Genomic DNA, 24,158 nt, shown 5'->3' on the forward strand with positions numbered 1-24,158 from the left:
AGGCTCCACGAGAAGACAGAGGATAAAATTTATCCTATTTTAAATCTCCCGCCAGTTTTTGTAAATAGCTGGCTTTTTCTTTAATACTGGCAGTCATATCAACAATAATTTTCACCTGTTCATTTTGCGCGCTGGCCAGTTCGGCTACTTCCTGGGTAGAGGCGGCATTTTCTTCCGCTATGGCAGAAACATTTTCCACACTTTCTTCAATCTGGTTGGTAGAGGCTAAAAGTTCTTCCATCATCGCCGAAATCTCCTGCAGGGAATCATTGATCATAGAAGCACCTTTTTGGATATCGTCAAAAATCGAACTGGTCTTTTCGGTAGCTGCCATCTGTTCGGCTGCATATTTATCTGCTGTCTGTAATTCGCTTACCGTTTGATTTATGCCGGTTTGTACTTCATATACCAGCTGGGATATATACTTGGCGGCTTCACCGGATTGTTCAGCCAGTTTTCTGACTTCATCGGCTACCACTGCAAAGCCTTTGCCTGCTTCACCGGCTCTGGCGGCCTCAATGGCTGCATTGAGAGCCAGAAGATTAGTCTGGTCAGATATGTTGCTTATGGTAAGGATAATATTTTGAATCTCCTGGGATTTGCCATGCAGGCTGTTAACTGCGGTTTTGACTGCCTGCATAGATTTTTCCTGCAGCTGGCTGCAGGATTTTTGTTCTTTGATGAAACCAAGTCCCTGGTCTATAACCTGGATAAAATCCTGGGTTTTCTGGTTTATCTGGCTTAAATTATCTCCGGAATTATTAAGGGCAATCAGCATCTGTTTTACCGCCTGACTGGTAGTAGAAGCACAGCTGGCTTCCGAATTAGAAGCCTGAGCGATTTGTTCGATATTAAGCCGTACTCTGTCAGCAGCTTCGCCGGTAGAAGAGGCGGCTTTAAGCAGAGTTTCCACTGCCTGGTTAAGCTCCTCTGCTTTTTGCACTACCTCGCTGCCTATTTTTTTCAGCTGATTATTGAGATTTTGGGACTGGATATCGTTTTCAACTGCCGTTTGCATAGTGCGGGCAAAAATTCCCGCGGCAAAATAGGAAATCATAGCTACCCAGGTATAGTTGAAATAGCGGGTAGCAATCATATTAACACCTGCTTCGCCGGGGAATTTTATAATCAATATGGTATGCATAAGGCAGCTTAATACATAGGCATATACAGTAAGCAGGCGATCAAAATAAATGATGCTGAAAGGAGCCAGAAGCATAAAAACCATATGCAGGTCACCGGCAAAATGGAGCACATAATCAAAAGCGAAAAGGGTTAAGGCAAAACAGGTTACTGATCCGTAGCTGCTCCAGAATTGATGGGGAAAAAGCCTTATAAGGGTACGGGCTATTAAATAGAATATGACCATAACCAGAGCCAGAATTATAGCCTCTCTTAGCCCATAAACTCCGGCATTCTTTCCGGTGAGTACCAGAGCGAAAACTAATAAGGTGGAGAAGAAAGCGATTACTGGTATAATGATTAAAGCTTTTTTATGCCCTTCTTCCCGGTTTTGGATTATGAGATAATGTTCTTGCACCTAAATCCCCCCGCCACACATAATAGTTTAAATATTTTATATAGTTTAATTATTTTATATTATAATTATATTTTTTTATTTGTAATTATAAAATAAGATTATTACACTATTTATTGAAAAAATTAATTATAAGCCTTGTTTTTTATTTTAAGAAAGGGAGAAGGTCAAAATGAAAAGCCTGAAACGGGAAAATATAAAAGAATATAAGCATGAGCTCCAAACGGAATTGCTTGCTTTATATCTGGCAAGTAAAAGAAAAGATATTCCCTGGTATGCGCGTTTATGGCTGGCCGTAGTCATTGCTTATGCCTTAAGCCCGGTAGATCTGATCCCTGATTTTATTCCTATACTAGGATATATTGATGATTTAATATTGCTCCCCTTGGGTTTTGCTCTAGCTATTCGGCTTATTCCGGAAGAGGTTATGAAGGAATGCAGAAGAGAAGCTGCTTCCCGTTTGCGAGAAAAAATGCCCCGCAATTGGACGGCAGGTATATTAATTATAGGAATTTGGATATTGCTGATATTTGTCATAGTGAAAAATATATTTGCTTTACCGTTAAACGGCTTGCTCAGCAAGGATGAGGCCATAAAATACAGTTTGCTTTTTGCCGGGAGTTTTATAGCTGCAGCTATATCAGGAGCAGCAGGCTTTGGAGGAGCTCTGCTTTTGCTTCCTCTGCTCACGAAAACAATTGGCACTGCCCTGGCCGTTCCAGTTCTGACCCTGGCTCAGCTGATAGGGAATTTATCCCGGGTTTTTATGGGATTTAATGAGATTAAATGGAAACCAGTATTGCTATTTATCGCTGGTGCCTTACCTGCTGCCTGGTTAGGCGCCTGGTCTTTTGCCGTAGTTGACAAACACTTGATTACCCGCATCATAGGTGTATCCATCATAATATTTGTAATTCTAAAATATTTTAACCTGCTCCGATTTAGACCTGGAAACATCACCCTGCTGGCAGGGGGTATGCTGGTAGGGGGGCTTTCCGGGTTAGTAGGGAGTGCCGGGCCTCTGGGAGCAGCTATATTCCTTGCGCTAAATCTTCCTCCTGTTGCTTATGTAGCCAGTGAAGCAGTTACGGCTACAGTTATGCATATTGTAAAGACGATAGCTTATCAAAGGTATTTAGACATTGGCTGGCAGGCTTTAGGTATAGGCTTATTTATGGGCATAGCCATGGTAGGAGGCACCTGGGCAGGCAAAAAAATCATCGAAAAGATGCCGCAGGAAACGTTTGTAAAATTCGTGGGAATCCTTCTCTGTCTGGTAGGGCTGCAGATGGCTATCTGGGGCTAGAGTACTAGCCCTTTTTAATTTTTTATATAGGAGGTAGAATGGCGATAAGAAAAGTTTTTTATGTCCTCCAGGTTAGCTATTATAACTCCGGCTATGGCGATGATACCTCCTAATATCTGCATCGCAACCAGCTTCTCTCCTAATATCAGCCAGGCCCCCAGAGCAGTGACCAGGGGAACTCCATTTAAGAAAACACCTGCCTTGGAAGCCGGAATCTGGGTAAGAGCATAGTTATAAGACCAGTAGCCTATTACCGTAGGAAATAGGGCCAAAAACAGGATAGCTGCCAGCGAAGGCAGGTAGATCTGGGTCCAGTTTAGCGAAGAATACTGGACTAAAAAAACAGGAGCAAAAATAAGGGTTCCGTAAAACATCTGATAGCTGGTGATAACCAGAGAGTCTAGAATCTGCCCTAAATGTCTGGTTATTACCATATAGAAGGCAGCTGATACTATGGCTCCTGAAACTAAAATATCTCCTAGCAAAGAACCCTGAAGGGACCAGGAAAAGTTGGGATCACCTAAAACCAGAAGGCAAACTCCGGTTATAGAAATTAAGATGCCAAGCAGGTTTTGCCGGCTTATCTTTTCTTTGAGGACTATTCTGGCCAGCAGGATTACCGCTATCGGGACAGTTGATATTATAATGGAGGCTTTGGAAGCTGTCGTATAGACCAACCCGGTAGCCTCAAAAAAATAGTAAAGACCTGGTTCAAAAAAGGCCAGCAGAAAAAGCTTTTTATGTTCATCAGCAGATAATTGGGGAATACCTCTTTTAAGCAATATAAAAAAGAACAGAACAGAAGCTAGGCTGAAACGAAGGAACATATATATAACCGGGGGGAAGCTTATTAAAGCTATTTTGGTGGCGATAAAAGAAAGCCCCCACACCAGGATAGTGATCAAAAGAGCCAGATAGGTTAGCTTGTTTCCAGTTCCTGACATGATAATTCTCCTCATCTTCGCTATGATGGATGGTGAAATAAGATACAAAAAATATGATAATAGCTGGTGGTTAAAAAGTCTATATCTTGGTGTAATTTATGGTGGGTATTAAACCTTCGCAATTTAAGAGAGGGAATATGTTGCCAGTAAGAAAGAGAGAAATTTATTTCAACCTGTTTTAATGTTTGCCAGAAATTGATAAAATGAAAGTACATTAACTTTATAAATAGAGGGGTGATAGTATTCCGGTTTAAAATGATTGTAAAAACCGGAAAAAGATATTTTTTTATCAGCCAGGTTATGGTTCAGGCGTTCAAGTAGAAAGAAGGGAGATCGAGTTATGCGTAAAAAAGGTTGGTTATTACTGCTGGTAATTTTTCTTTTATTTTCCACCTTAGCCTGCGGGGGCAGCAAGACAGAAAAGGAAAAAGCTTCTGATAAAGCCGCGGTAACGGAAAATAAGGCTGATAGCCCAACCCCGGTAAATGAACCTCAGGGTACGATGAAAATGGATTATGATGATAAAAAGGGTGTTGCCCTGCCGAAAGGATATCCTTCTGATCTGTTACCTATATACGAAGGAAGCCATATTTTCCAGGTGATAGAACTGGAAGGTGGCTACACCATAGTTGCCTGTACTAAAGATGATGTAAAAAAAGTCATGAGTTTTTATGAAAATATCCTGACTAAAGCTCAGCCTATAACGGAAACTAAAACCGGGGAAAGTTTGACTTCCTATGGTTTCATAGGAAATTACACTTATACTATTGATATAGCTAAAAGTAATGAATATGAAGGCTATAATACCAGTATCGGCATAATACTTAATCCGCAGAGATAGCAAAGAGGTAAGCAAATGCCAGGCGTATTGCGGCATGATACGGAAATAGGAAATTTGTTCATAGTCGGGGAGGAAAATTTTCTAACTGCTCTTTATTTTGAACATGAATTGGGAAAGCTGAATTTTTCCCTGGCCTGTACGGAAGGAAAAAGTCTTCCTCTGCTTGAAGAAGCTGCCCGGCAGCTTGATCAGTATCTGGCAGGCAGAAGAAAGTATTTTACCTTGCCTCTCAAACCAGAAGGAACCCCTTTCCTGCAGAAGGTGTGGCATTATCTATTAAGCCTACCCTATGGTGAGCTTACCAGCTATAGAGAAATTGCTTTCCGTATGGGTAATCCCCGGAGTTACAGGGCAGTAGCCCTTGCCTGCCAAAAAAATCCGCTTCCCATATTTATACCTTGCCACCGGGTGGTAAGGAGTGATGGGAAAATAGGCGGATATAAAGGCGGGGTTGAAGTTAAGAGCAGGCTTATCGCTTTGGAATTAAAAAACCGGACATAAGGTTCTATATGGAGGAAGGATCTCGGCATAAACCTCTTGCTTTTTTGGGATAGAGAAGTTATAATAATTACCGTCAGAAATTTGTTGCAGGGGAGTAGCTCAATTGGCAGAGCATCGGTCTCCAAAACCGAGGGTTGCGTGTTCGAGTCGCGTCTCCCCTGCCATCTAGTAAAATAGGCGGGGCGAAAATAGTATAAGTAAGGCCACCTGGAGAGGAAGGTGGCTTTTTATATTTAAGCTGCAAGAAGGCCCAAAAATCCCTGAACTTGTCTTTACCAGGCAAAAACAGGTCAGAATTTTCTTTCCTAAGATATACTGTGGTATAAATAAATCATATAAATTAGTAAAAATTTTGCTGAGGTGAATTTTAATGGTTAAAGTCCTAGTTTTATACGGGGGAACTTCCTCCGAACGGGAAATTTCCCTGAAAAGCGGAAAAGCGGTGGCTGAAGGCCTTAAAAAGGCAGGCTATGCGGTGGAAGTTTTGGATGTGAATAAAGACAATCTGGCGGAAATATCCCGCATTAAGCCTGATGTTGTCTTTAATGCACTGCACGGCAAGTACGGGGAAGATGGAAGGATGCAGGCTTATCTGGATCTTCTGGGAATACCTTATACCGGTTCGGGCATGACGGCCAGTATTATCGGCATGAATAAGATATTAACAAAAAAGATACTGACATGTGAAAATATCCCTACTGCTGAATATGTGGTTATAAAAAGAAAAGGGTTTGTCCCTGAAGATGTCTCATCTATAATGGATAAATTAGGCTGTCCGCTAGTAGTTAAGGCACCTACCCAGGGTTCCAGCATCGGTACGCATATTGTGAAAAATGCAGAAGCTTTGCGGGAAGCGATAAACGATGCCTTTAATTACGATGATGAAGTCCTGGTGGAAAAATTTATCGCCGGTACCGAAGTTACGGCTGCTCTTTTAGGCAATGAAGATCCGGTAGTCTTGCCGATAATTGAAATAACTTCAGCCAATGAATTTTATGATTATCAATCGAAATATACGCCTGGAATGTGCCAGCACATAATTCCGGCCCGGATTACGAAAAAGGCAGAAACTAAAGTTAGGGAAATAAGCAGCAAGGTCTATAAAGCCGTAGGCTGTCGCGGTTTTGCCCGGATTGATTTTATAGTCGATAAGGATGATCAGCCCTGGGTTCTGGAGATAAATACTATCCCGGGTATGACGGAAATGAGCCTGGTGCCTGATGCAGCTAGGGCAGCCGGCATGAGTTTTGAAGAACTGGTGGATCGCATTGTAAAACTGGCTTTGCAATAACCGGTATCCTGTTTAAAATTAAATAGAAGATAAATAATAGCCTTAAGATGGGTATCTTGAGGCTATTTTAATTATGGCAGGAGGTAATAGATGTAATGTATAAGGCGGAAGATCTTAAGAGGATTATATCCCGCATTGATGGGCGCGGTTATAAAGCCTACAAGGAGATAGAAGGAGAATATGAGCTTAATACCTGTTATCTTTATATAGATCATGCCCAGGCCGACCCTTTTGCCCCTATGAGCCGCATACGCTTAAGGGTGCCTATAGCTAAAGCCGGCTTTCCCAAGCATCTTTACCAGGGAGTAAAGCTTACCGCTTTAGAAGATATTATTGCCCGGCTTATAAAAAAGGAACTAGACAGGCTTAATCTTAAACCGGCCGGCACTGGCAACAGCGGGCTCATCTTTATCGATGCCGGAGGCCAGGAGGTCATAAAGAGGACGGCCGTAAAGATAACTTCGGAATTTATAGAAGCCAGGTTATCCGTAGGCCTTCCCGCTAGCGGGAGAACGATAAAAGGACAGGCGGCCCTGCATATTTTCCTCCATATTTTACCTCTTATAGCGGAAAAATGCCTTTATTATAAAGAGCTTGACCCGCATATGCTGGAGGAACATGTTAATCTTTTTGCCGACCAGGAATATTTACGCGAAAAACTGGATGAGCTGGGCCTGGTGGCTTTTGTCGGCAATGGAGCCATATTGCCGCGCAGGAGCGGTAACAGCAATCTTCCTCTGCCGGCGAGAGAAGCAGTTAAATTCAAGTCTCCTCCTGATTTACAGATAACTATTACTACTCCTCATCATGGGCCTATAACCGGCATGGGCATAAGAAAAGGGGTAACGCTGATAACCGGCGGAGGTTTTCATGGTAAAAGCACCCTCTTAAAAGCCCTGGAAAGAGGAGTATATAACCATATAAAGGGTGATGGCCGGGAATGGGTGATAACGGTAAGAGATGCCGTAAAGATAAGAGCGGAAGATGGCAGAAATATAGAAAAGGTTGACATAAGTTGTTTTATTGACAACCTGCCTTTCCAGAAGGATACGAAAAGTTTTTCCACGGAAAATGCCAGTGGCAGCACTTCGCAGGCTGCCAATATTATGGAAGCATTAGAATTGGGCGCTAGGCTTTTGCTCCTCGATGAAGATACTAGTGCTACTAATTTCATGATACGCGATGAGCGGATGCAAAGGCTTATTGCCAAAGATAAGGAACCTATAACTCCTTTTATAGATCGGGTAAGGCAGCTTTATGAAGAGCAGGGAGTCTCCAGCATCCTGGTTATAGGAGGATCAGGAGATTATCTGGAGGTAGCAGATACGGTTATTATGCTCGACAGCTACCAGGTTTATAATGTAACCGATAAAGCCAGAAAAATAGTGCAGGAAGTTCCTAGCCAGCGGATTATAGAGAAGAGAAACCGTTTAGAAGTAAATGCCTTCCGCATCATAAAAAAGGCCAGCTGGTCAGACGGCAGGCATAAAAAAGCCAAGGTAGCCGCCAAAGGAATCGACACGGTGCTTTATGGCAAAACAGCTATTGACCTGTCGGCGGTAGAACAGCTGATAGACCCCGGGCAGACCAGAGCTATTGCTCATCTGCTGGTCTATATGCAGCGGTATGTTGATGACAGGCGAAGTTTAAGGGAAATAATTGATAAGGTATATGAAGATATAGCGGATAATTTTGAGGTTATATCCCCTTTTCCTGCCGGCCAGCATCCGGGGGATCTGGTTTGGGTGCGCCCTTACGAATTGGGGGCGGCTCTTAATCGCCTGCGTACTTTGCAAATAAAATAGTTTTCTTACCTGCAGTACATTTATTTGTTATAATAGATTTTAAATAATCAGGGGAGAGAAGAAATGGATAAAAGACTTGCTGAGATAAGAGAAAAAGTTGCAAATGGCATACGTTTAACTAAGGAAGATGGGCTTTTTCTATATGAGTTTCCTGATCTTTTATCTATCGGGCAAATAGCCAAAGAAAAAAAGAAGCAGCTTATAGGGGACTATGTTTTTTTTAATGTTAACTGCCATATTAACTTGACTAATATATGTGTTTCCAAGTGCAAGTTCTGCGCATTCGGGGTAGATGAAAACGCACCTAAACCTTATGCCATGACGGTAGAGCAAGCTTTTGACTATGCCTCCAGGGCTGTAGATCAGGGGATAACGGAATTTCATATTGTAAGCGCATTAAATCCTAAACTTACTCTCGATTATTATGTGGAAATAATAAGCCGTCTTAAAAAAGCCTATCCGCATATACTTATTCAGGCATTGACTGCTGTTGAAATCGTCTATCTGGCTAATATAAGCCATCTCTCCGTGGAGGAAGTTCTTTGTGCTTTGAAGGATGCCGGCCTGGATGCTATTCCCGGTGGGGGAGCCGAGATTTTAGATGACAGGATAAGAAAAGAGCTTTGTCCGCGCAAAGCAAGCAGTGAAGAATGGCTGGAGGTACACCGCATAGCTCATAAGCTGGGAATTAAGACTAACTGTACCATGCTTTTTGGGCATATCGAAAATTACGAGGACCGGATAAACCATTTGCTTAAATTAAGGGAATTGCAGGATGAAGCTCCCGGTTTTAAGGCTTTTATTCCTCTGCCTTTCCTGCCGGAAAATACAGCTCTGGCCCACCTGAATAAAACGAGTGTTTTCGACCAGCTTAAAACTATAGCCATATCCAGGCTGATCCTGGATAACATAGAACATATAAAAGCCTTCTGGGTCATGCTGGGTATTCCCGTAGCCCAGATAGCTCTGGAATTTGGGGCTGATGACCTGGATGGAACTATTATCGAGGAAAAAATTATGCATGCTGCCGGAGCCAAAACGGATAAAGGCATTTCCAAAACTAGTATTATAAGGCTTATAAAAGAAGCCGGCTATATACCAGCAGAACGGGACACGGTCTATAATATTCTCCAGACTTATTAACCAGATAGCAGGGGGGCGGAGGAACAGGATGCGGCCGCGAGTAGGACACATACAGTTTATAAATTGTTTTCCCCTTTTTTATGGACTTATTGAGAAAAAGTTTTTACTGGAAATAGAGCTGATAAAAGGCAACCCGACTGATCTAAACCGCATGTTGAAAGAGGGAGAGCTTGATCTGGCTCCTATTTCTTCTATTGCCTATGCCCAAAATTATGAGGAATATGTCCTGATGCCGGATATATCGATAAGCTGTGATGGAGAAGTTAAAAGTGTTTACCTGTTCTCCAAAGTGCCGATTGAAGAATTGGATGGCAAGAAGATTGCCCTGAGCAATATATCTGCTACTTCGGTTAATCTTTTATATATACTGATGCACTTTTTTTATAAGATTGAACCTCACTATTTTATTTCAGCTCCAGAACTGGGAGCTATGCTTTTAGAAGGAGAAGCCGCCTTGCTTATAGGTGATGATGCCCTGAGGGCTAAATACAAGCAGGAAAAGAGGCTTTTCGTATATGATCTGGGCCAATTATGGAAGGATAAAACAGGTCTGCCCATGGTGTTTGCCGTATGGGCAATAAGGGAAGAGTTTGCGCAAAAAAACCTGGATACCATAAGGCTTATAAAAAACACCTTTGTCGACTCCATAAGCTTGAGCCTGGAAAATGTTGAAGAGGTAGCCGCCAAGGCGGCTTACTGGGAAGATTTTACTACCTCCTACCTGGTAGACTATTTTAAGAGTTTGCGTTTTGATTTTGACCTTTCCAAACAGGAAGGACTTGAGGAATATTATCGCTATGCCCATAAGTTAGGTATTTTAGAAAAGGTTCCGCCTTTAAAAATACTCAATATATAAAGCTGGAGAGGATAGATTTGCGAGCTGATAGATTATTGGAAGATATCGTAAATGGAAAACGCATGACAGATGAGGAATTTGTCAAGCTCTGGCAGGAAGCTGATTTTTTTGCTTTAGGGAAAGCGGCTGATGCCAGAAGGCAAAAAATATTTGGCCATAATTTAGCTACTTTCATAATCGACCGCAATATAAACTACACCAATATTTGCAGCTGCCGGTGTAAATTCTGCGCTTTTTACCGGACAAGGGAAGCGAAAGATGCTTATGTCATCGACCGCGAAGCTCTTTGGGCCAAGATTGAGGAAGCAATAGATCTGGGAGCCACCCAGCTCATGATACAGGGAGGGCTTAATGAAGAGCTGGATATAACTTTTTTTACCGACATGTTTAAAGATATAAAAGCCAGATATAATATAACCCTGCATTCATTAAGTGCTCCTGAAATATCGTTTATTGCTAAAATATCCGGGTTAAGCATAAAGGAAACCCTTTTAAGGCTAAAAGAGGCCGGACTTGATTCCTTGCCCGGAGGAGGAGCAGAAATCCTGCATGATGATGTAAGAAGAGAGATAAGCCCCAATAAAATAAGTACGGAAGAATGGCTTTCTATCATGAAAACAGCTCATGAAATAGGACTTGCTTCTACGGCTACCATGATGATGGGAAGTATTGAAAAATTAGAACACCAGCTTTACCATTTGCACCAAATTCGCGACTTGCAGGACCAAACAGGTGGTTTCAGGGCTTTCATTGTCTGGACTTATCAGCCAGGTAATAATATGCTGGCGGGAGATAAGATTTCTTCGCTTTACTATCTGCGTTTTCTGGCTTTATCCAGGCTTTATCTGGATAATTTTAAGCACATACAGGGATCCTGGGTTACTCAGGGCAAAGAGATTGGACAGCTTTCCCTTCTTTTTGGGGCTGATGATTTGGGAAGCATAATGATCGAGGAAAATGTGGTAAGGGCAGCAGGCACTTTTTATAAGATGAAAAAAGAAGAAATGATTTCCCTTATCCGTTCGGCAGGCAGAATACCGGCCCAGAGAGACACGTCCTATAACATACTGCAAATTTTTTAAACTGTAAGGTGAGGCGATATAGATGTATGTACCAGCAGCAGAATTTGCCTTTATAGGAGGCTCCAGCACTTTAAGCATTGAAATTCCGGAGGATTTGGGGCTGGATTATGTAGAAGTTCTGGAAACTTTAAAATTTGAAACCCCTTTTGGCACCAGTCCCCAGTTTAAGCTGTTGGCAGTAAAGAGCCGGGAAGGAATCCGCAGGGTTTTAGCCTGCCGTATGCATGGATGGAGGAGAGGAATTAAAAGAGGAGATGCGTCCCGGCAGATATTCTGGGTGTTTAAACAGGCAGGAGTAAAACGGATAATAGCGGAAGGCGGGGTGGGAGCGGTAAATCATCTCTTAAATCCCCGGGATCTAGTTATCCCTCATGATTATATGGATTTTTCTATGCGCAAAGATGTAGGGCTTGAAGATCGGCATCTTCTTATTATGCGGGATGCGCTGTGTCCGGAGATGCGGGACAAAATATTCTCCATAGCCCAACAAAACTGGCGCAAAGGAAAAGTCTTTGAACGCGGAATATACTGCAATACGGATGGAAGGCATTTTGAAAGCCCGGCAGAAGTCAACTATTACAAAATAGCCGGGGCTGATATTATAGGGCAGAGCATATGTCCTGAGGTCTATCTGGCCCGTGAGATAGGGGCTTGCTATGCCGGCATCTATTTAGTGGTAAATTATGCTGAAGGTGTAGTAACTCCCTGGCAGCATGAGGAGCTTAAAGATATCTTTTATGCAGAAAGTGCTGCAATAGGAAAGATAATATTTGAATTTTTAAAACAGCTCCCGCCAGTTCCTGGCTGCCAGTGTGCTGAATTGCGAAAAGAAACCCTTTTAAAACCTGTTTATTAGAGGGGGAAGTTTTATAAAAACAGGCCTGCGCAATAGGCAAAGGCGGGATTAAAAAGGAGGTAAATATGGCGCGAAATAATAAGAGTACGATAAGGCTTATAGTTTTCTTACTCCTTTTGGGAGGAATCTCTCTTTTTCTTCATCTTTATGCCGATTTTCTCTGGTTCAAATCTGTAAACTATGCAGCAGTTTTTACTACTATACTCCTTAATAAGATTGTTTTGTATGCCGCAGTATTTCTGGCTGTTTTTCTGCTCTGCTATATAAACCTTATTTTTACCCGCAAAAATATAGGCATTAATTATAAAGATGAAGATGATGACCCTACCGTAATTTATCTGGATGAAGAGCGGCATAAATCCCCCTGGCTGGAATTTTTAAAGGGGAAATATGCTACCTGGATATTTATAGGCATAAGCCTTTTTATAGCATTTTTGATCAGCTCTTCGGTAGCTGATAAATGGATTCTGGTGCAGCAGTATATAAATAAGGTGCCTTTTAATATTAACGATCCTATTTTTAATAAAGATTTAAGCTTTTACTTTTTTAATCTGGCTTTTTATCAGTTTATATACAGTATATTAATGTCCACCTTAATTCTCATCACTATTATTGTCGGAACCATATACCTGTTTAATGCTTCGTCTAATATATTATTTGGAGACTGGAGACAATTTACCGTAGCCAAGGGACATATGGCAACCCTTTTTGCCGCTATATTTGCCCTGCAAGCCCTCAAATACAAACTTGCTTCTTATGAAATATTATTTTCCCCTTCAGGTATAGTGTTTGGGGCTACCTATGCTGATGTATATGCCCGTTTAGTTTCCTATAAAGCTCTGGTGATAATTTCGCTGGTAATTGCCGCTGTAATCCTGCTCAATATATTCATAAGGCGGGTAAGCTGGATCGTAGGAAGTATTGCCGTATGGCTGGTTATTGTTCTGGTTTTGAGCGGAATTTATCCTGGCCTTTTGCAAAAATTTGTCGTTCAGCCTAATGAGTTTAATAAGGAAAAGAAGTATATCGAAAATGCTATAAAATATACGCGGCAGGCCTATGCTCTGGATCAAGCTGAACACAAAGATTTTCCGGTTGATTATAAACTGGATATAAATAATCCTAGCGATGCCCCGACTATTAATAATATAAGGCTCTGGGACTGGCAGCCATTGCTTACTACCTATAAGAGCTTACAGGAACTTCGTCCCTACTATGTATTTAATGATGTCGATATCGACCGCTATGTTATAGATGGCAAATACCGTCAGGTAATGCTGGCCGCCCGTGAGATTGACCCCAGCGGGCTTCCTGAAAATGCCCGTACCTGGATAAATGAAAGACTTATGTATACTCATGGCTATGGTTTAGTAGTAAGCCCGGTAAATGAAGTAGAAGAAGAAGGTTTTCCGCGCTTTTTTATCAAAGATATACCACCTGTTTTTACTACTGACTTAACTGTAAAAAGACCCGAGATATATTTTGGAGAACTTACTAACTCCTATGTCATTGTAAATACTAAACAAAAAGAATTCGACTATCCTATGGGAAATACTAATGTCTATTGCTTCTATGAAGGCAAAAATGGCATAAAACTTGATTCAGTAGGCAAAAAACTCATGTTCGCCTGGGTACTTAAGGATTATAAAATGCTGCTGTCTTCAGATATAACTAAGGAAAGCCAGATATTAATGAATCGCAATATAGTAGAAAGGGTTAAAAAAATTGCTCCCTACCTCTATTTTGATGATGATCCTTATATAGTAATAAATAAAGAAAATGGCAAATTATACTGGATCATTGATGCTTATACCTACTCGGACAAGTATCCTTATTCTCAACCTTTTGACCGTCGGGGCAATAACTATGTAAGAAATGCCGTAAAAATAGTTATAGATGCTTATACCGGAGAAATGGACTTTTATATAGCTGATAAATCCGACCCGGTTATAAAAACTTACAGCCGGATATTTAAAGGGGTATTTAAACCTTTAGAACAGATGCCACCAGAACTTAAGAGCCATATAAGGTATCCATCCTGGCTGTTTACTATTCAGGCTAAAATGTATCAGACTTTCCATATGACTGACCCTAATGTTTTTTATAACAAAGAAGATATCTGGCTCATTCCTACAGAAATTGTTGGAAATAAGCCAGTTGAGATGGAACCTTACTACATTATTATGAGACTGCCTGAAGAAACTGAAGAAGAGTATATACTTATGCTTCCTTTTACACCCAAAAACCGACCTAATATGGTAGCCTGGATGTGCGTGCGCAATGATGGTGACAACTATGGAAAAATGCTGGTTTATAATTTCCCCAAACAAGAAACTATATATGGACCTTACCAGCTTGAATCCAGGATAAATCAGGATACTTACATTTCCCAGCAGATAAGCTTATGGGATCAAAGGGGCTCTAATGTTTACCGGGGCAACCTGCTAGTCATACCGATACAAAATTCTATCCTTTATGTAGAGCCTTTGTATCTGCAGGCGGAAAATGGGAAGATTCCTGAACTTAAACGGGTTATTGTAGCTTTTGAAAATCGGATAGTTATGGAGCCTACCCTGGATGCTGCTCTGCTTAAACTGTTTGGAGAGAAAAAGGTCAATATAGAGGAGAAAACCCCTCCCTCACTGGAAGCCGGAACTGACCTTCGCGAACTGGCGAAAAAGGCAAGAGAATATTATGACCAGGCTAACCGGCTCTTACAGCAGGGAGATTGGGCCGGATATGGAGAAAATATAAGGAATCTGGAAAAAGTATTAAAACAAATGGAAGAAGCTGCGGCTTACTAGCCGGGCTTCTTTTCCTTACAACATAACACAATACTTATGGGGGGAAATAAAGATGGCAGAGATAAAAATAGTATGCCTGGGCGACAGCACCACTTATGGGTTCCCTTATGGACCCGAGCATTCCTGGACTTCTATGCTGGCTGAACAGATAAATGGCAAGGTAATTAACAAAGGGATCAATGGCAATACTACCGAAGACATGCTCCGGCGGTTTAAACGGGATGTGCTGGATTTAAAGCCGGATTATGTAATAATCACCGGAGGGATAAATGATGTGGTACAGGGAGAAAGTCTGGCAGCCATAACTTTTAATATAGAAAACATGGTAAGAGAAGCCCTGGCGCAGGGAATAAAAGTGGTACTAGGGCTTCCTACACCGGTTGATTATCCCGCCTGGGAAAAAGTGTTGCAAAACTTGAGGGATTGGCTAGTACAGCTGGCTAAAAGCTTAAACCTTCCGGTAATTGATTTCAGCAAGGCTTTTTACGATGAGAACCATATCCTTAAAAAACATCTCCTTCTCCCTGATGGGGGTCATCCCACCAGGGAGGGTTATAAAGCCATGTTTGCCCAGATTGATTTAAACCTTTTTATATAGTGGCCGGCACTTCCTCCGGAGCTAAAGGTTTAACCTGAAATATTTTTTCGATTTCCCCGGTGGGAGAATAAATCTTAATATTGGCTTTTTCCTCATCGCGGGCATCACTATACCGGGCCAATATAGAAGCAGCCCGGTTTAACTGCTCATCAGTATAAAAATTCCTAAAAGAGCGGAAAACAGCAAGAGGCCCCGGACGATCAGTTACTTTTATAAATTTATCCGAACTCAAAGCTATTTTTTCTAACATCTCATTTTCCGCTTTATTGCGTCCTATTACCAGAAGATTGTCATCGATGTAAAAATGACGACCTACTTTAAGTATATGCATTTCTTCCGGTTTAGCCTCTGGTTTAGCTTCTAAAAGTTTTTTGAGCCGGCGGGCAAAGTTGGCTTCGGTAAGCAAACATCCTCCGGCGGGAGAAGGATATTCTTTAATACCTAACTTTTCCGCCAGTTCTTTTTGCCGGCTGCGGCTTCTTCCGCTTATATCTTCTAATTCATCACGGTTTATCCAGCCTTTTTCCTCCGGAATAGTAGGAGGAAGCAGCTTGGCTGACAAAGGCCTTACAATATAGCCTTGATATCCGGAAAGCTTTTCCACTATATGCAGGGCTGTTTTATTCTGACTCATAGGCCTCTGGCCTAAAACTTCTCCCGAAATTATAAATGAAGCTCCCAGATCCTTCATCATATCGCCGGCTTTTTTAAACATAAAAGCATGGCAGTCTATACAAGGGTTCATGTTTTTGCCATAGCCGTATTTAGGATTTTTTAAGACCTCATCTATGTATTCCTGGCCCAGATCAAAAGTTAAAAGCTTAACCCCTAGATTTTCTGCTGCCTTTATGGTTGATTCTTTCAGGCCAAAAAAAGGGGTAATAAAATTTATAGCAATAACTTCAATATTTTGTTTTTGTATAAGAGCTATCGCCAACTGAGAATCTAATCCTCCAGAAAACAAACTGACCGCCTTCATAATCTGTATTCTCCTTTTAAATATTCTTCTTCGGTTATGACCTTTATTCCATGTTGCTTGAGAAGAGCAGCCGTTACGCCATCCCCTTCCCGTAAAACTGAATTAAATGACCCATCATAAATTTGGCCTGCTCCACAGGAAGGACTCCGGCTTTTTAGTATAGCATAAACAGCTCCCTTTTCCCAGGCTTTTTGCAGGGTAATATAAGCGCCTTTAATAAAAAAACTGCTTACATCTTCACCTTTTTTATTGATTACTTTAGCCTTTCCTTTAAGCACATCTATACCCGTTCCGTTTTGAATTTCTGCCGGCGGCCTGGGAGTAGGAAGCCCCCCTAATTCTTCAGGGCATACCGGTATAAATTCCCCCTTATCCAACAACTCTTTAAAAAGCGGGTGAAAATTATTTTTTCCATTGTATTTGCAATTGTAACCACATAAACATGCACTTATAAGATTCATAGCTTTATTATTCCCCATCCTGTCATTTTAATAATACACGTTAGCGCAAAGCCTGTTCTAATTTCATATTATAAGATAAATATCAACTTACAGGTGATAGATAAGTGGAAGAAATAAATACCGTCTATGTAGATATAGATCCGAAGCTAGATAGTAAGACCCTGAAAATCAGTTCCCGATTGGTAGGCTGCTATCCCATTATGCCTGATCAGAACATTTCTATAAGGATAGGAAAACTTAAAGAAAAATTCAGCCTTTATCTGGTAGAAGATGATAGCCATATGCTGGCTTTTAATCCTCAAACCTTGAACCGATTAGCCTTATCTCCCCAGCAAAAATACAATGTAAAAATAAATAAAGAAGAAATAAGACTAGGACCGGTAGTAGCCATTATGGCAGATTTAAATAAAACTTCAAGAGATAAGCCTTTTGGGGGACAGAGTTCCTTTATTAAGCAAGCCATAAAAATCGGGCAGGGATTAGGAGAATTATGTTTCGCTTTTAGTCCTTACAGCATAGATTGGAAAAAGAAAAAAATCCGGGGGTATACGATTAAAGAAGACAGCTGGATACCAGGGGTTTTTCCTTTTCCTGATGTAATTTATCCCCGTGATCGCATGACGAATGCGCAAAAAATGCGTATACGCAAGCGTTTAAGCCGAAATGGAATATCGATGTTAACAAGTAGCTTACTGGATAAATGGGAGACTTATAAGATTTTATCTGAAGATACGGAAATAAAACCCCATCTTCCGGACACCCGGCTGGTGGTAGATTTTGGACGCCAGGTGGATAATATGCTTAACAAATATGGAGCAGTTTATTTAAAGCCGATCGGCGGGGAACAGGGAAAAAACATAATCAAGGTAATAAAGAAAAAAAACGGAATATATCAGTATTGGGGCCACAACAGTAAACAGCCGATCTCCGGTCAAACTAGCAGCATAACTGAGCTTTATTTAAATTTAAAAAGCATAATGATGAACAGAAAGTATATAGTACAAAAGGAGATTAACCTCATAAGATGGCAAAATAAAATAATTGACGTTAGGGTTTTAGTACAAAAAAGTTATGGCCATCAATGGCATATAACCGGTATTGCATGTCGTATAGGTGGTAATGGAGCTATAGCCAGCAATATTTCCTGCGGGGGAACAGCTAAAAAATTGGAGGAAGTGTTAAAATTCAATTTTGAGCAAGCCCAAATAAAATATATAGTTTTAAAATTGCAACAATTAGCTTTAAAAGTAGCCCGGGTTCTGGAATTCCGTATCGGCAATTGCGGAGAGATGGGTATTGATTTAGGTATCGATAAAAAGGGAAAGATTTGGTTTATTGAGGCCAATTTAAGGCCGGCCCGCCAGGTATTTACTTTGATGGGAGAAAACGAAACCAGAATAAAATCTATTACCAATCCCATGTTATATGCCAAATATTTGGGAGGGTTTTAATCTCGTCTTGAGGGGAGAAATATATGCCAGTAGGTAAAATAATAATATCTGGAGCCCTGGCAGAAAAGCTGAGTCTTGCAGCTGTTCCGGAGATAAAGGTAAGAGCAGGTAATATAACCGTAATTTCTAAGCTTATTATAGACCGCCGGGAAGATAGGCTTATATATATGGTATCGCCTGAACTGGCTAAAAAGTTATATTTAAAGAAAAAAAACCGCTTGCATATAAGATATGATTTGCTAAATAAAGTCTTGCATATTGGTCCTACCATTGGCATTTTAGCCGCTTCTATTCCTAACCAACCTGAATTTGATCCCAAAAGCACCCAGGCTGAACTCATATATTTAAGCAAAATAGGGCAAAAAATGCCGGGACAGATTTTTATTTTTACTCCGCACGGAATTAATTGGCGAGAAAAAACGGTTATCGGCTATAATTTTAAGCCGACTACCCCCCAGCATGGCATATGGGTGGCTTCAACTTATCCTCTACCTGATGTGGTATATGACCGCATATCAAGCCGCCGAAGCGAGATAAAGCACAGAAAAACGAGGGAAAGATTAAAAAAAACTGCTTACTATTTTAATCCTTCGTTTTTAAACAAGTGGGAAGTACATGAAATCCTCATCAGCAATCCTGAACTTCATCCTTACTTGCCCGAAACCAGGATTTTAAGCCTCTATAATCTTGAGCAAATGCTTAATAAATATAAGGTATTATATATAAAACCAGTTGATGGAAGTCTGGGCCGCAAGATTATCAGATTGGCTGGCAAGGAGGATGATAAAAAACTGCATTACACGGTTTATGATAAAAAGCATTTTAAAAGTCAGGCCTTAAATCCAGCAGATTTTATAAGAAAGACTTCCAAGGTGAGAGAAAAAAAGGCCTATATTATTCAACAAGGTATAGATATGGCTGACTACAAAGGGTCTATTTTTGATCTCAGGATAATATATCAAAAAAATGGTCAGGGCAACTGGCAGATAAGCAAAAAATTCGTCCGGGTAGCGCCAAAGGGAAGTGGAATATCTAATTTGAGCAGCGGAGGAAAGGTACAGTTAAGCAAAAAAGTAATGCATTATATTTTTCGCTCCCGGGATTTGATCGCAGAAAAAAATAGAGAAATTGAAAATTTATGCTATAATGTAGCTACTACTCTGGAAGGGTCAGGAAAAGGCATCTATGGTGAGCTGGGATTAGATATAGGTATAGATAAAAAAGGGCATCTCTGGCTTATTGAAGTAAATTCTAAACCGCGTAAAACCACAGAAACCGAATTATCTATGACTATTGTAAAAAATACTTTTAAAAGGCCTTTAGAATATGCAGCCTACCTGGCCGGGTTCAAAATTTCACAATAACTTCACCTGCTTTTCTAAGCGGATTCACAGTGCTATATTATTCTATGAGAATGCGAGTAATTTTTAAGGAGAGGTGATATTATGCTGCATCATAAAAGTTTTAATAATTTTCTAAAACTCTTGCTGATAATGCTTATAGTTGCCATAGTAGGTGGTATAGGCTTAACCCGCTTAAATTATGCCGAACCGGTAAATAAAAATCCAGAGGCTTTGGCAGCTCAGGAAAAGAATTCTTCTTCCGGTACGGTAGTTATTGGCCCGACTAATATTGCCGATATGGTGGAAAAGGTTAGTCCTTCCGTAGTAAATATCGAAACCAGGGTAGTAAGTACAACCTACCCCAATAATCCCTTTTTCAACGATCCTTTTTTCCGCGAATTTTTTGGCTATGAGTTTAATCTACCCAGGCGAAATGTGCAGAGAGGTATTGGGACCGGTTTTATAATAAGTGAAGACGGCTATATACTTACTAACCAGCATGTTATAGACCAGGCCAGTGAGATAATAGTCAATGTAAGTGGCAAAGAGTATAAAGCCAAAGTGGTAGGACAAGATTATGAAATGGACCTGGCAGTTTTAAAGATTGAAAGCCCTAATAAACTTACTCCCTTAAAAATGGGAAATTCAGACCAGATCAGAGTAGGGGAATGGGTAGTTGCTATTGGCAATCCTTATGGACTTGACCATACAGTAACTGCCGGGGTGATAAGTGCCAAAGGAAGACCCTTATCAATTGATGGCAGGATATATAAGAATTTAATACAAACAGATGCTGCCATAAACCCTGGCAACAGCGGCGGACCCCTTCTGAATACTAAAGGTGAAGTAATAGGAATTAACACCGCAGTTAATGCCCAGGCTCAGGGAATAGGTTTTGCCATTCCTATCAATACAGCCAGAGAAGTTCTGCAGGAACTTATTAAAAAAGGTAAAGTTGTAAGGCCCTATATGGGGGTATATTTGCAGACCGTAGATAAAGAAATAGCCAGCTATCTCAATATAGAAGAGGCAGGAGCTATTATTGCCGGAGTAGTAGCAGGAAGCCCGGCTGAAAAAGCAGGTTTACGCCAGTATGATGTGATAGTAGGCATCGATAAAGAAAAGGTCAAAACAAGCGAAGATGTACAGAGAATATTAAGCAAGAAAAAGGTAAATGATAAGGTAATGCTAGAGATAATAAGGGAAGGAAAAACTATGCTGGTAACAGTCCAACTGGCAGAAAAACCATAATTTCTAAAAGGATATTCTCATTTCCTGGCGAATAAAATAATAAGCTGATAAGGGTGGGGGAGATCCCACCTTGTTTATTATGCTGGTTTAAAGGAGGAAATCTTCAGGTGGCACAGGCAAAAGGAATCGGTGTTCTAACTGGGGGAGGAGACTGTCCAGGACTTAATGCAGTAATTCGCGCAGTGACGAAAACAGCTATAAATGTATATGATTATGAAGTGATAGGTTTTCTTGATGGTTTTAAAGGTTTAGTCGAAAATAATTATATTAATTTAGATTTAGAAAAGGTTTCAGGTATTGCCCATATCGGAGGCACTATTTTAGGTACTACCAATCGTGACAATCCTTTTCGCTATATGACAGGGGGCACGCCGGAAAATCCCGAATTTACCGATCAATCCGACCGGGCAATTGAAAATTTAAAAAAATTAGGTTTAGAAGGATTAATAATAATAGGTGGAGACGGCAGTCTAAATATTGCCTACAAGTTTTATGAAAAAGGGGTTCCTGTAGTAGGGGTGCCTAAAACTATTGACAATGATCTGGCAGCAACCGATGTTACTTTTGGTTTTAATACCGCAGTAGATACTGCTTCCGAAGCCTTAGACCGTTTGCATACCACTGCCGAATCCCACCACCGGGTAATGATACTGGAAGTTATGGGAAGATATGCCGGCTGGATTGCGCTCCATGCGGGAGTTTCGGGCGGAGCCGATGTCATACTTATTCCGGAAATACCTTATGATATAGAAAAAGTGATTAACAAAATAAAAGAAAGATACAGGCAAAACAAAAAATTCAGTATTATAGTAGTAGCAGAAGGAGCCAGACCTAAAGATGGAGAAATGGTAGTGCAAAAGGTTGTTCCCCAAAGCCATGATCCGATAAGGCTAGGAGGAATTGGAAACAAAGTAGCCGAAGAAATCGAAAAGCGGGCGGGAATTGAAACCAGGGTTACCGTTTTGGGCCACCTGCAAAGAGGAGGATCTCCTGTACCTTATGACCGCATATTAGCAACCAGGTATGGAGTAGCAGCCGTAGATGCTTTTGCCCGTGGTGAATTCGGTACGATGGTAGCTCTAAAAGGAACGGACATAGTTACCGTACCACTGGTGGAAGCCATAAAAGAACTGCGCAAGGTCCCACTGGATTCAGACCTTATTCATGCTGCCCGTTCCGTAGGGATAAGCTTTGGAGACTAACCTGGCTTTTAAGGAGGCAAATATATATGCAGATAAATAAAGTAGCTGTACTAGGGGCTGGCATAATGGGAGCGGGAATAGCCCAGGTAGCAGCCCAGGGAGGGTATTCGGTGGTTTTACGCGATTTACATTTCTCCCTGGCTCAGGAAGGGATGAAAACTATTGAAAAAAACCTGGACAGGCTGATAAGCAAAGCAGTAATAGATGAAAAAGAGAAAGAAAAAATTATGCATCGTATTACTCCTACTACTGATTTAGCCCAGATTTATGATGCTGATATAATAATAGAAGCCGTAGTAGAAAATATGGCTGTCAAAAAACAGCTTTTTGCTGAACTGGATAATATGTGCCGTCAAGATGCAGTTCTGGCTACTAACACTTCTTCTTTATCTATAACGGAAATTGCTTCGGCTACCAAACATCCTGAACGGGTAATAGGGATGCATTTTTTTAATCCTGTTCCGGCCATGCAACTAGTGGAAATTGTGAAAGGGATGGAAACAGATGAAAAAACCGTAGAAATTGCTTCTTATTTTGTAAGCAGAATCGGCAAAGAAAAAATTGTTATTTCCCGCGAAAGCCCTGGCTTTGTAGTTAATAGAATACTGGTTCCTTATATAAATGAGGCCATCTTCATATATGCTGAAGGCCTGGCCCAGGCAGAGGAAATTGATTTGGCCATGAAACTGGGAGCAGGTATGCCGGTAGGACCTCTGGAATTAGCCGACATGATAGGTTTAGATACTGTATATGCCGTAATTTTAAGTTTTTACCATGAGTTTAGAGATACCAAGTATCGTCCGCATCCTTTACTTGCTACCATGGTTAGAGCAGGACATCTGGGGAAAAAATCGGGACGCGGATTTTATGTTTACAGCTGAACTTTTTATGGGGAGGGGCTAATGTGAAATACAACACTTCTAAAAAAACTGGTATATGGCTGGGTGGCATAATAGGTCTGTTTATATTTGCTTTTTGCATTTGGGGTATAGATTTTTCCTTAACCCAGAATGATGCCGTTCTCAAAATAATGCTTCTTATTCCCGCTTTTATTTTTTTAGGCATGTTTATATTTGTTCTTATAAACGGGCTGGCCATGAATTATTACCTAAGCAGTAATGGTATGGAAATAAGATGGGGACTAAGAAGAAAATTCATACCCTGGGAAGAAATTAATGAAATTATTAGAATCAAAGGCAAAAGCAATTTGTTTTCTATATTAGGGATAAGCTGGCCGGGATATACAGTAGGACTATACAACATAAGAGGATTAGGGCCAGCTAGAATGTACGCCACTGATATCAATCAAGGTTTTTTATATTTAAAAACATCTAAAGGCTTTTTTGGTATAACCCCTAAGGAAATAGAGGAAGTAGCCCGGTTGATTGCCGAAAAATCTGGAAAAGAAATTCAGTACCTTGATATGGACACGGTGCCGGAAGAAACTAAAGGTAAAATTATATCTGAAGACAGCTCATACCGATTACTTTATATTTTAAATATCATCCTTTTACTGGCATTCGCCCTCTATTTAGGGATATTCTTTCCCGGCTCAGGGGCTTCAAGATTTATAATTCTTCTTTTAGTACTGGCTATAGGACTTTTCTTCTTCAATACTTCCAATGCCGCCAGACTTTTTCAGTTTAGCCATAATGGGGGATATGCCCTGTTGATATTAGGCATAATAGTTACCGGAACCTTTTTTATACTTTCATTAGTAGAAATCAGCTTATAAATATTTTGTATGGAAAAATATATAATATGTAATATACTATAAACAAATAACAGCTTATATAAGGCAGATAAATTGATTTTTCTGCCTTATTTATTAGATAATATCCTCTTTAGGTTAACCTAATTTATATTATGTAAACCAAGTCATAAAATAATATAATAAAACATCCTCT

At 40.6% G+C, this 24,158-nt stretch carries 21 protein-coding genes and 1 tRNA gene; 18 read left to right on the forward strand and 4 right to left on the reverse strand.

Annotation, left to right across the window (positions count from 1 at the left end):
- Positions 1 to 34: 34 nt before the first annotated feature.
- Complete coding sequence (locus tag BUB92_RS03025) at positions 35 to 1,540, reverse strand: methyl-accepting chemotaxis protein (RefSeq protein WP_073089783.1); 1,506 nt, start codon at positions 1,538 to 1,540, stop codon at positions 35 to 37.
- A gap of 169 nt (positions 1,541 to 1,709) precedes the next feature.
- Here BUB92_RS03025 and BUB92_RS03035 point away from each other — a divergent pair, with 169 nt between their 5' ends.
- Complete coding sequence (locus tag BUB92_RS03035; protein ID WP_242938987.1) at positions 1,710 to 2,843, forward strand: TSUP family transporter; 1,134 nt, start codon at positions 1,710 to 1,712, stop codon at positions 2,841 to 2,843.
- 14 nt (positions 2,844 to 2,857) lie between these two features.
- Here the strand turns inward: BUB92_RS03035 and BUB92_RS03040 are convergent, their stop codons facing one another.
- On the reverse strand, positions 2,858 to 3,787 hold the full coding sequence (locus tag BUB92_RS03040) for a DMT family transporter (protein WP_073089785.1): 930 nt from the start codon (positions 3,785 to 3,787) through the stop codon (positions 2,858 to 2,860).
- Positions 3,788 to 4,127: 340 nt separating this feature from the next.
- Between BUB92_RS03040 and BUB92_RS03045 the strand changes: the two genes are divergently transcribed.
- From BUB92_RS03045 to BUB92_RS03095, 11 genes are all read left to right on the forward strand, one after another.
- A complete protein-coding gene (locus tag BUB92_RS03045; protein ID WP_073089789.1) occupies positions 4,128 to 4,628 on the forward strand; it encodes a hypothetical protein in 501 nt (166 codons plus the stop codon).
- 15 nt (positions 4,629 to 4,643) lie between these two features.
- Positions 4,644 to 5,129, forward strand: a complete 486-nt coding sequence (locus BUB92_RS03050; RefSeq protein WP_073089794.1) for a methylated-DNA--[protein]-cysteine S-methyltransferase — start codon at positions 4,644 to 4,646, stop codon at positions 5,127 to 5,129.
- An 88-nt stretch (positions 5,130 to 5,217) separates the two neighbouring features.
- Positions 5,218 to 5,293, forward strand: a tRNA-Trp gene (locus BUB92_RS03055).
- 206 nt (positions 5,294 to 5,499) lie between these two features.
- On the forward strand, positions 5,500 to 6,420 hold the full coding sequence (locus BUB92_RS03060) for a D-alanine--D-alanine ligase (RefSeq protein WP_073089797.1): 921 nt from the start codon (positions 5,500 to 5,502) through the stop codon (positions 6,418 to 6,420).
- 95 nt (positions 6,421 to 6,515) lie between these two features.
- Complete coding sequence (locus BUB92_RS03065; protein ID WP_073089800.1) at positions 6,516 to 8,225, forward strand: ABC-ATPase domain-containing protein; 1,710 nt, start codon at positions 6,516 to 6,518, stop codon at positions 8,223 to 8,225.
- A 63-nt stretch (positions 8,226 to 8,288) separates the two neighbouring features.
- Positions 8,289 to 9,368, forward strand: a complete 1,080-nt coding sequence (mqnE, locus tag BUB92_RS03070) for an aminofutalosine synthase MqnE (RefSeq protein ID WP_073089803.1) — start codon at positions 8,289 to 8,291, stop codon at positions 9,366 to 9,368.
- 28 nt (positions 9,369 to 9,396) lie between these two features.
- Positions 9,397 to 10,224 carry a menaquinone biosynthetic enzyme MqnA/MqnD family protein gene (locus BUB92_RS03075; RefSeq protein ID WP_073089806.1) on the forward strand — a complete coding sequence of 276 codons (828 nt, stop codon included), beginning with the start codon at positions 9,397 to 9,399 and terminating at the stop codon, positions 10,222 to 10,224.
- Between the two features lie 17 nt (positions 10,225 to 10,241).
- Positions 10,242 to 11,306: a cyclic dehypoxanthinyl futalosine synthase gene (gene mqnC / locus BUB92_RS03080; protein ID WP_242938988.1), complete on the forward strand. Its 1,065-nt coding sequence runs from the start codon at positions 10,242 to 10,244 to the stop codon at positions 11,304 to 11,306.
- A 22-nt stretch (positions 11,307 to 11,328) separates the two neighbouring features.
- Entirely contained in the window at positions 11,329 to 12,162 is an 834-nt protein-coding gene (locus BUB92_RS03085; RefSeq protein WP_073089809.1) for a phosphorylase family protein, read from the forward strand.
- A 65-nt stretch (positions 12,163 to 12,227) separates the two neighbouring features.
- Positions 12,228 to 14,966, forward strand: a complete 2,739-nt coding sequence (locus BUB92_RS03090; RefSeq protein ID WP_073089812.1) for a UPF0182 family membrane protein — start codon at positions 12,228 to 12,230, stop codon at positions 14,964 to 14,966.
- A 52-nt stretch (positions 14,967 to 15,018) separates the two neighbouring features.
- Positions 15,019 to 15,564 (forward strand): SGNH/GDSL hydrolase family protein, encoded by a 546-nt coding sequence (locus BUB92_RS03095; protein ID WP_084728297.1) that lies wholly within the window; start codon positions 15,019 to 15,021, stop codon positions 15,562 to 15,564.
- Here BUB92_RS03095 and BUB92_RS03100 read toward each other — a convergent pair.
- The gene (locus BUB92_RS03100; protein ID WP_143156852.1) at positions 15,557 to 16,543 is read right to left on the reverse strand and encodes a DUF814 domain-containing protein; all 987 of its coding nucleotides are present in this window, start codon (positions 16,541 to 16,543) and stop codon (positions 15,557 to 15,559) included. The two genes, BUB92_RS03095 and BUB92_RS03100, sit on opposite strands and share 8 nt — an antisense overlap.
- Positions 16,540 to 17,004 (reverse strand): 2-thiouracil desulfurase family protein, encoded by a 465-nt coding sequence (locus tag BUB92_RS03105; protein WP_073089822.1) that lies wholly within the window; start codon positions 17,002 to 17,004, stop codon positions 16,540 to 16,542. The genes BUB92_RS03100 and BUB92_RS03105 overlap by 4 nt, the downstream gene beginning before the upstream one ends.
- 104 nt (positions 17,005 to 17,108) lie before the next feature.
- On the opposite strand from BUB92_RS03105, the gene BUB92_RS03110 reads away from it, so the two are divergent.
- From BUB92_RS03110 to BUB92_RS03135, 6 genes are all read left to right on the forward strand, one after another.
- Positions 17,109 to 18,455 carry a YheC/YheD family endospore coat-associated protein gene (locus tag BUB92_RS03110; protein ID WP_073089825.1) on the forward strand — a complete coding sequence of 449 codons (1,347 nt, stop codon included), beginning with the start codon at positions 17,109 to 17,111 and terminating at the stop codon, positions 18,453 to 18,455.
- Positions 18,456 to 18,478: 23 nt separating this feature from the next.
- Positions 18,479 to 19,819: a YheC/YheD family endospore coat-associated protein gene (locus tag BUB92_RS03115; protein ID WP_073089828.1), complete on the forward strand. Its 1,341-nt coding sequence runs from the start codon at positions 18,479 to 18,481 to the stop codon at positions 19,817 to 19,819.
- A gap of 81 nt (positions 19,820 to 19,900) precedes the next feature.
- The gene (locus tag BUB92_RS03120; RefSeq protein ID WP_073089831.1) at positions 19,901 to 21,049 is read left to right on the forward strand and encodes a S1C family serine protease; all 1,149 of its coding nucleotides are present in this window, start codon (positions 19,901 to 19,903) and stop codon (positions 21,047 to 21,049) included.
- Between the two features lie 107 nt (positions 21,050 to 21,156).
- Positions 21,157 to 22,251: a 6-phosphofructokinase gene (locus BUB92_RS03125; protein WP_073089834.1), complete on the forward strand. Its 1,095-nt coding sequence runs from the start codon at positions 21,157 to 21,159 to the stop codon at positions 22,249 to 22,251.
- Between the two features lie 26 nt (positions 22,252 to 22,277).
- Positions 22,278 to 23,132, forward strand: coding sequence for a 3-hydroxyacyl-CoA dehydrogenase family protein (locus BUB92_RS03130; RefSeq protein ID WP_200774183.1), 855 nt, complete (start codon positions 22,278 to 22,280; stop codon positions 23,130 to 23,132).
- 23 nt (positions 23,133 to 23,155) lie between these two features.
- Positions 23,156 to 23,986, forward strand: coding sequence for a PH domain-containing protein (locus tag BUB92_RS03135; protein WP_073089837.1), 831 nt, complete (start codon positions 23,156 to 23,158; stop codon positions 23,984 to 23,986).
- Positions 23,987 to 24,158 lie beyond the last annotated feature (172 nt).

It is taken from the genome of Thermosyntropha lipolytica DSM 11003 (assembly GCF_900129805.1).
In the GTDB taxonomy this organism is placed as follows: Bacteria; Bacillota; Syntrophomonadia; order Syntrophomonadales; family Syntrophomonadaceae; genus Thermosyntropha; species Thermosyntropha lipolytica.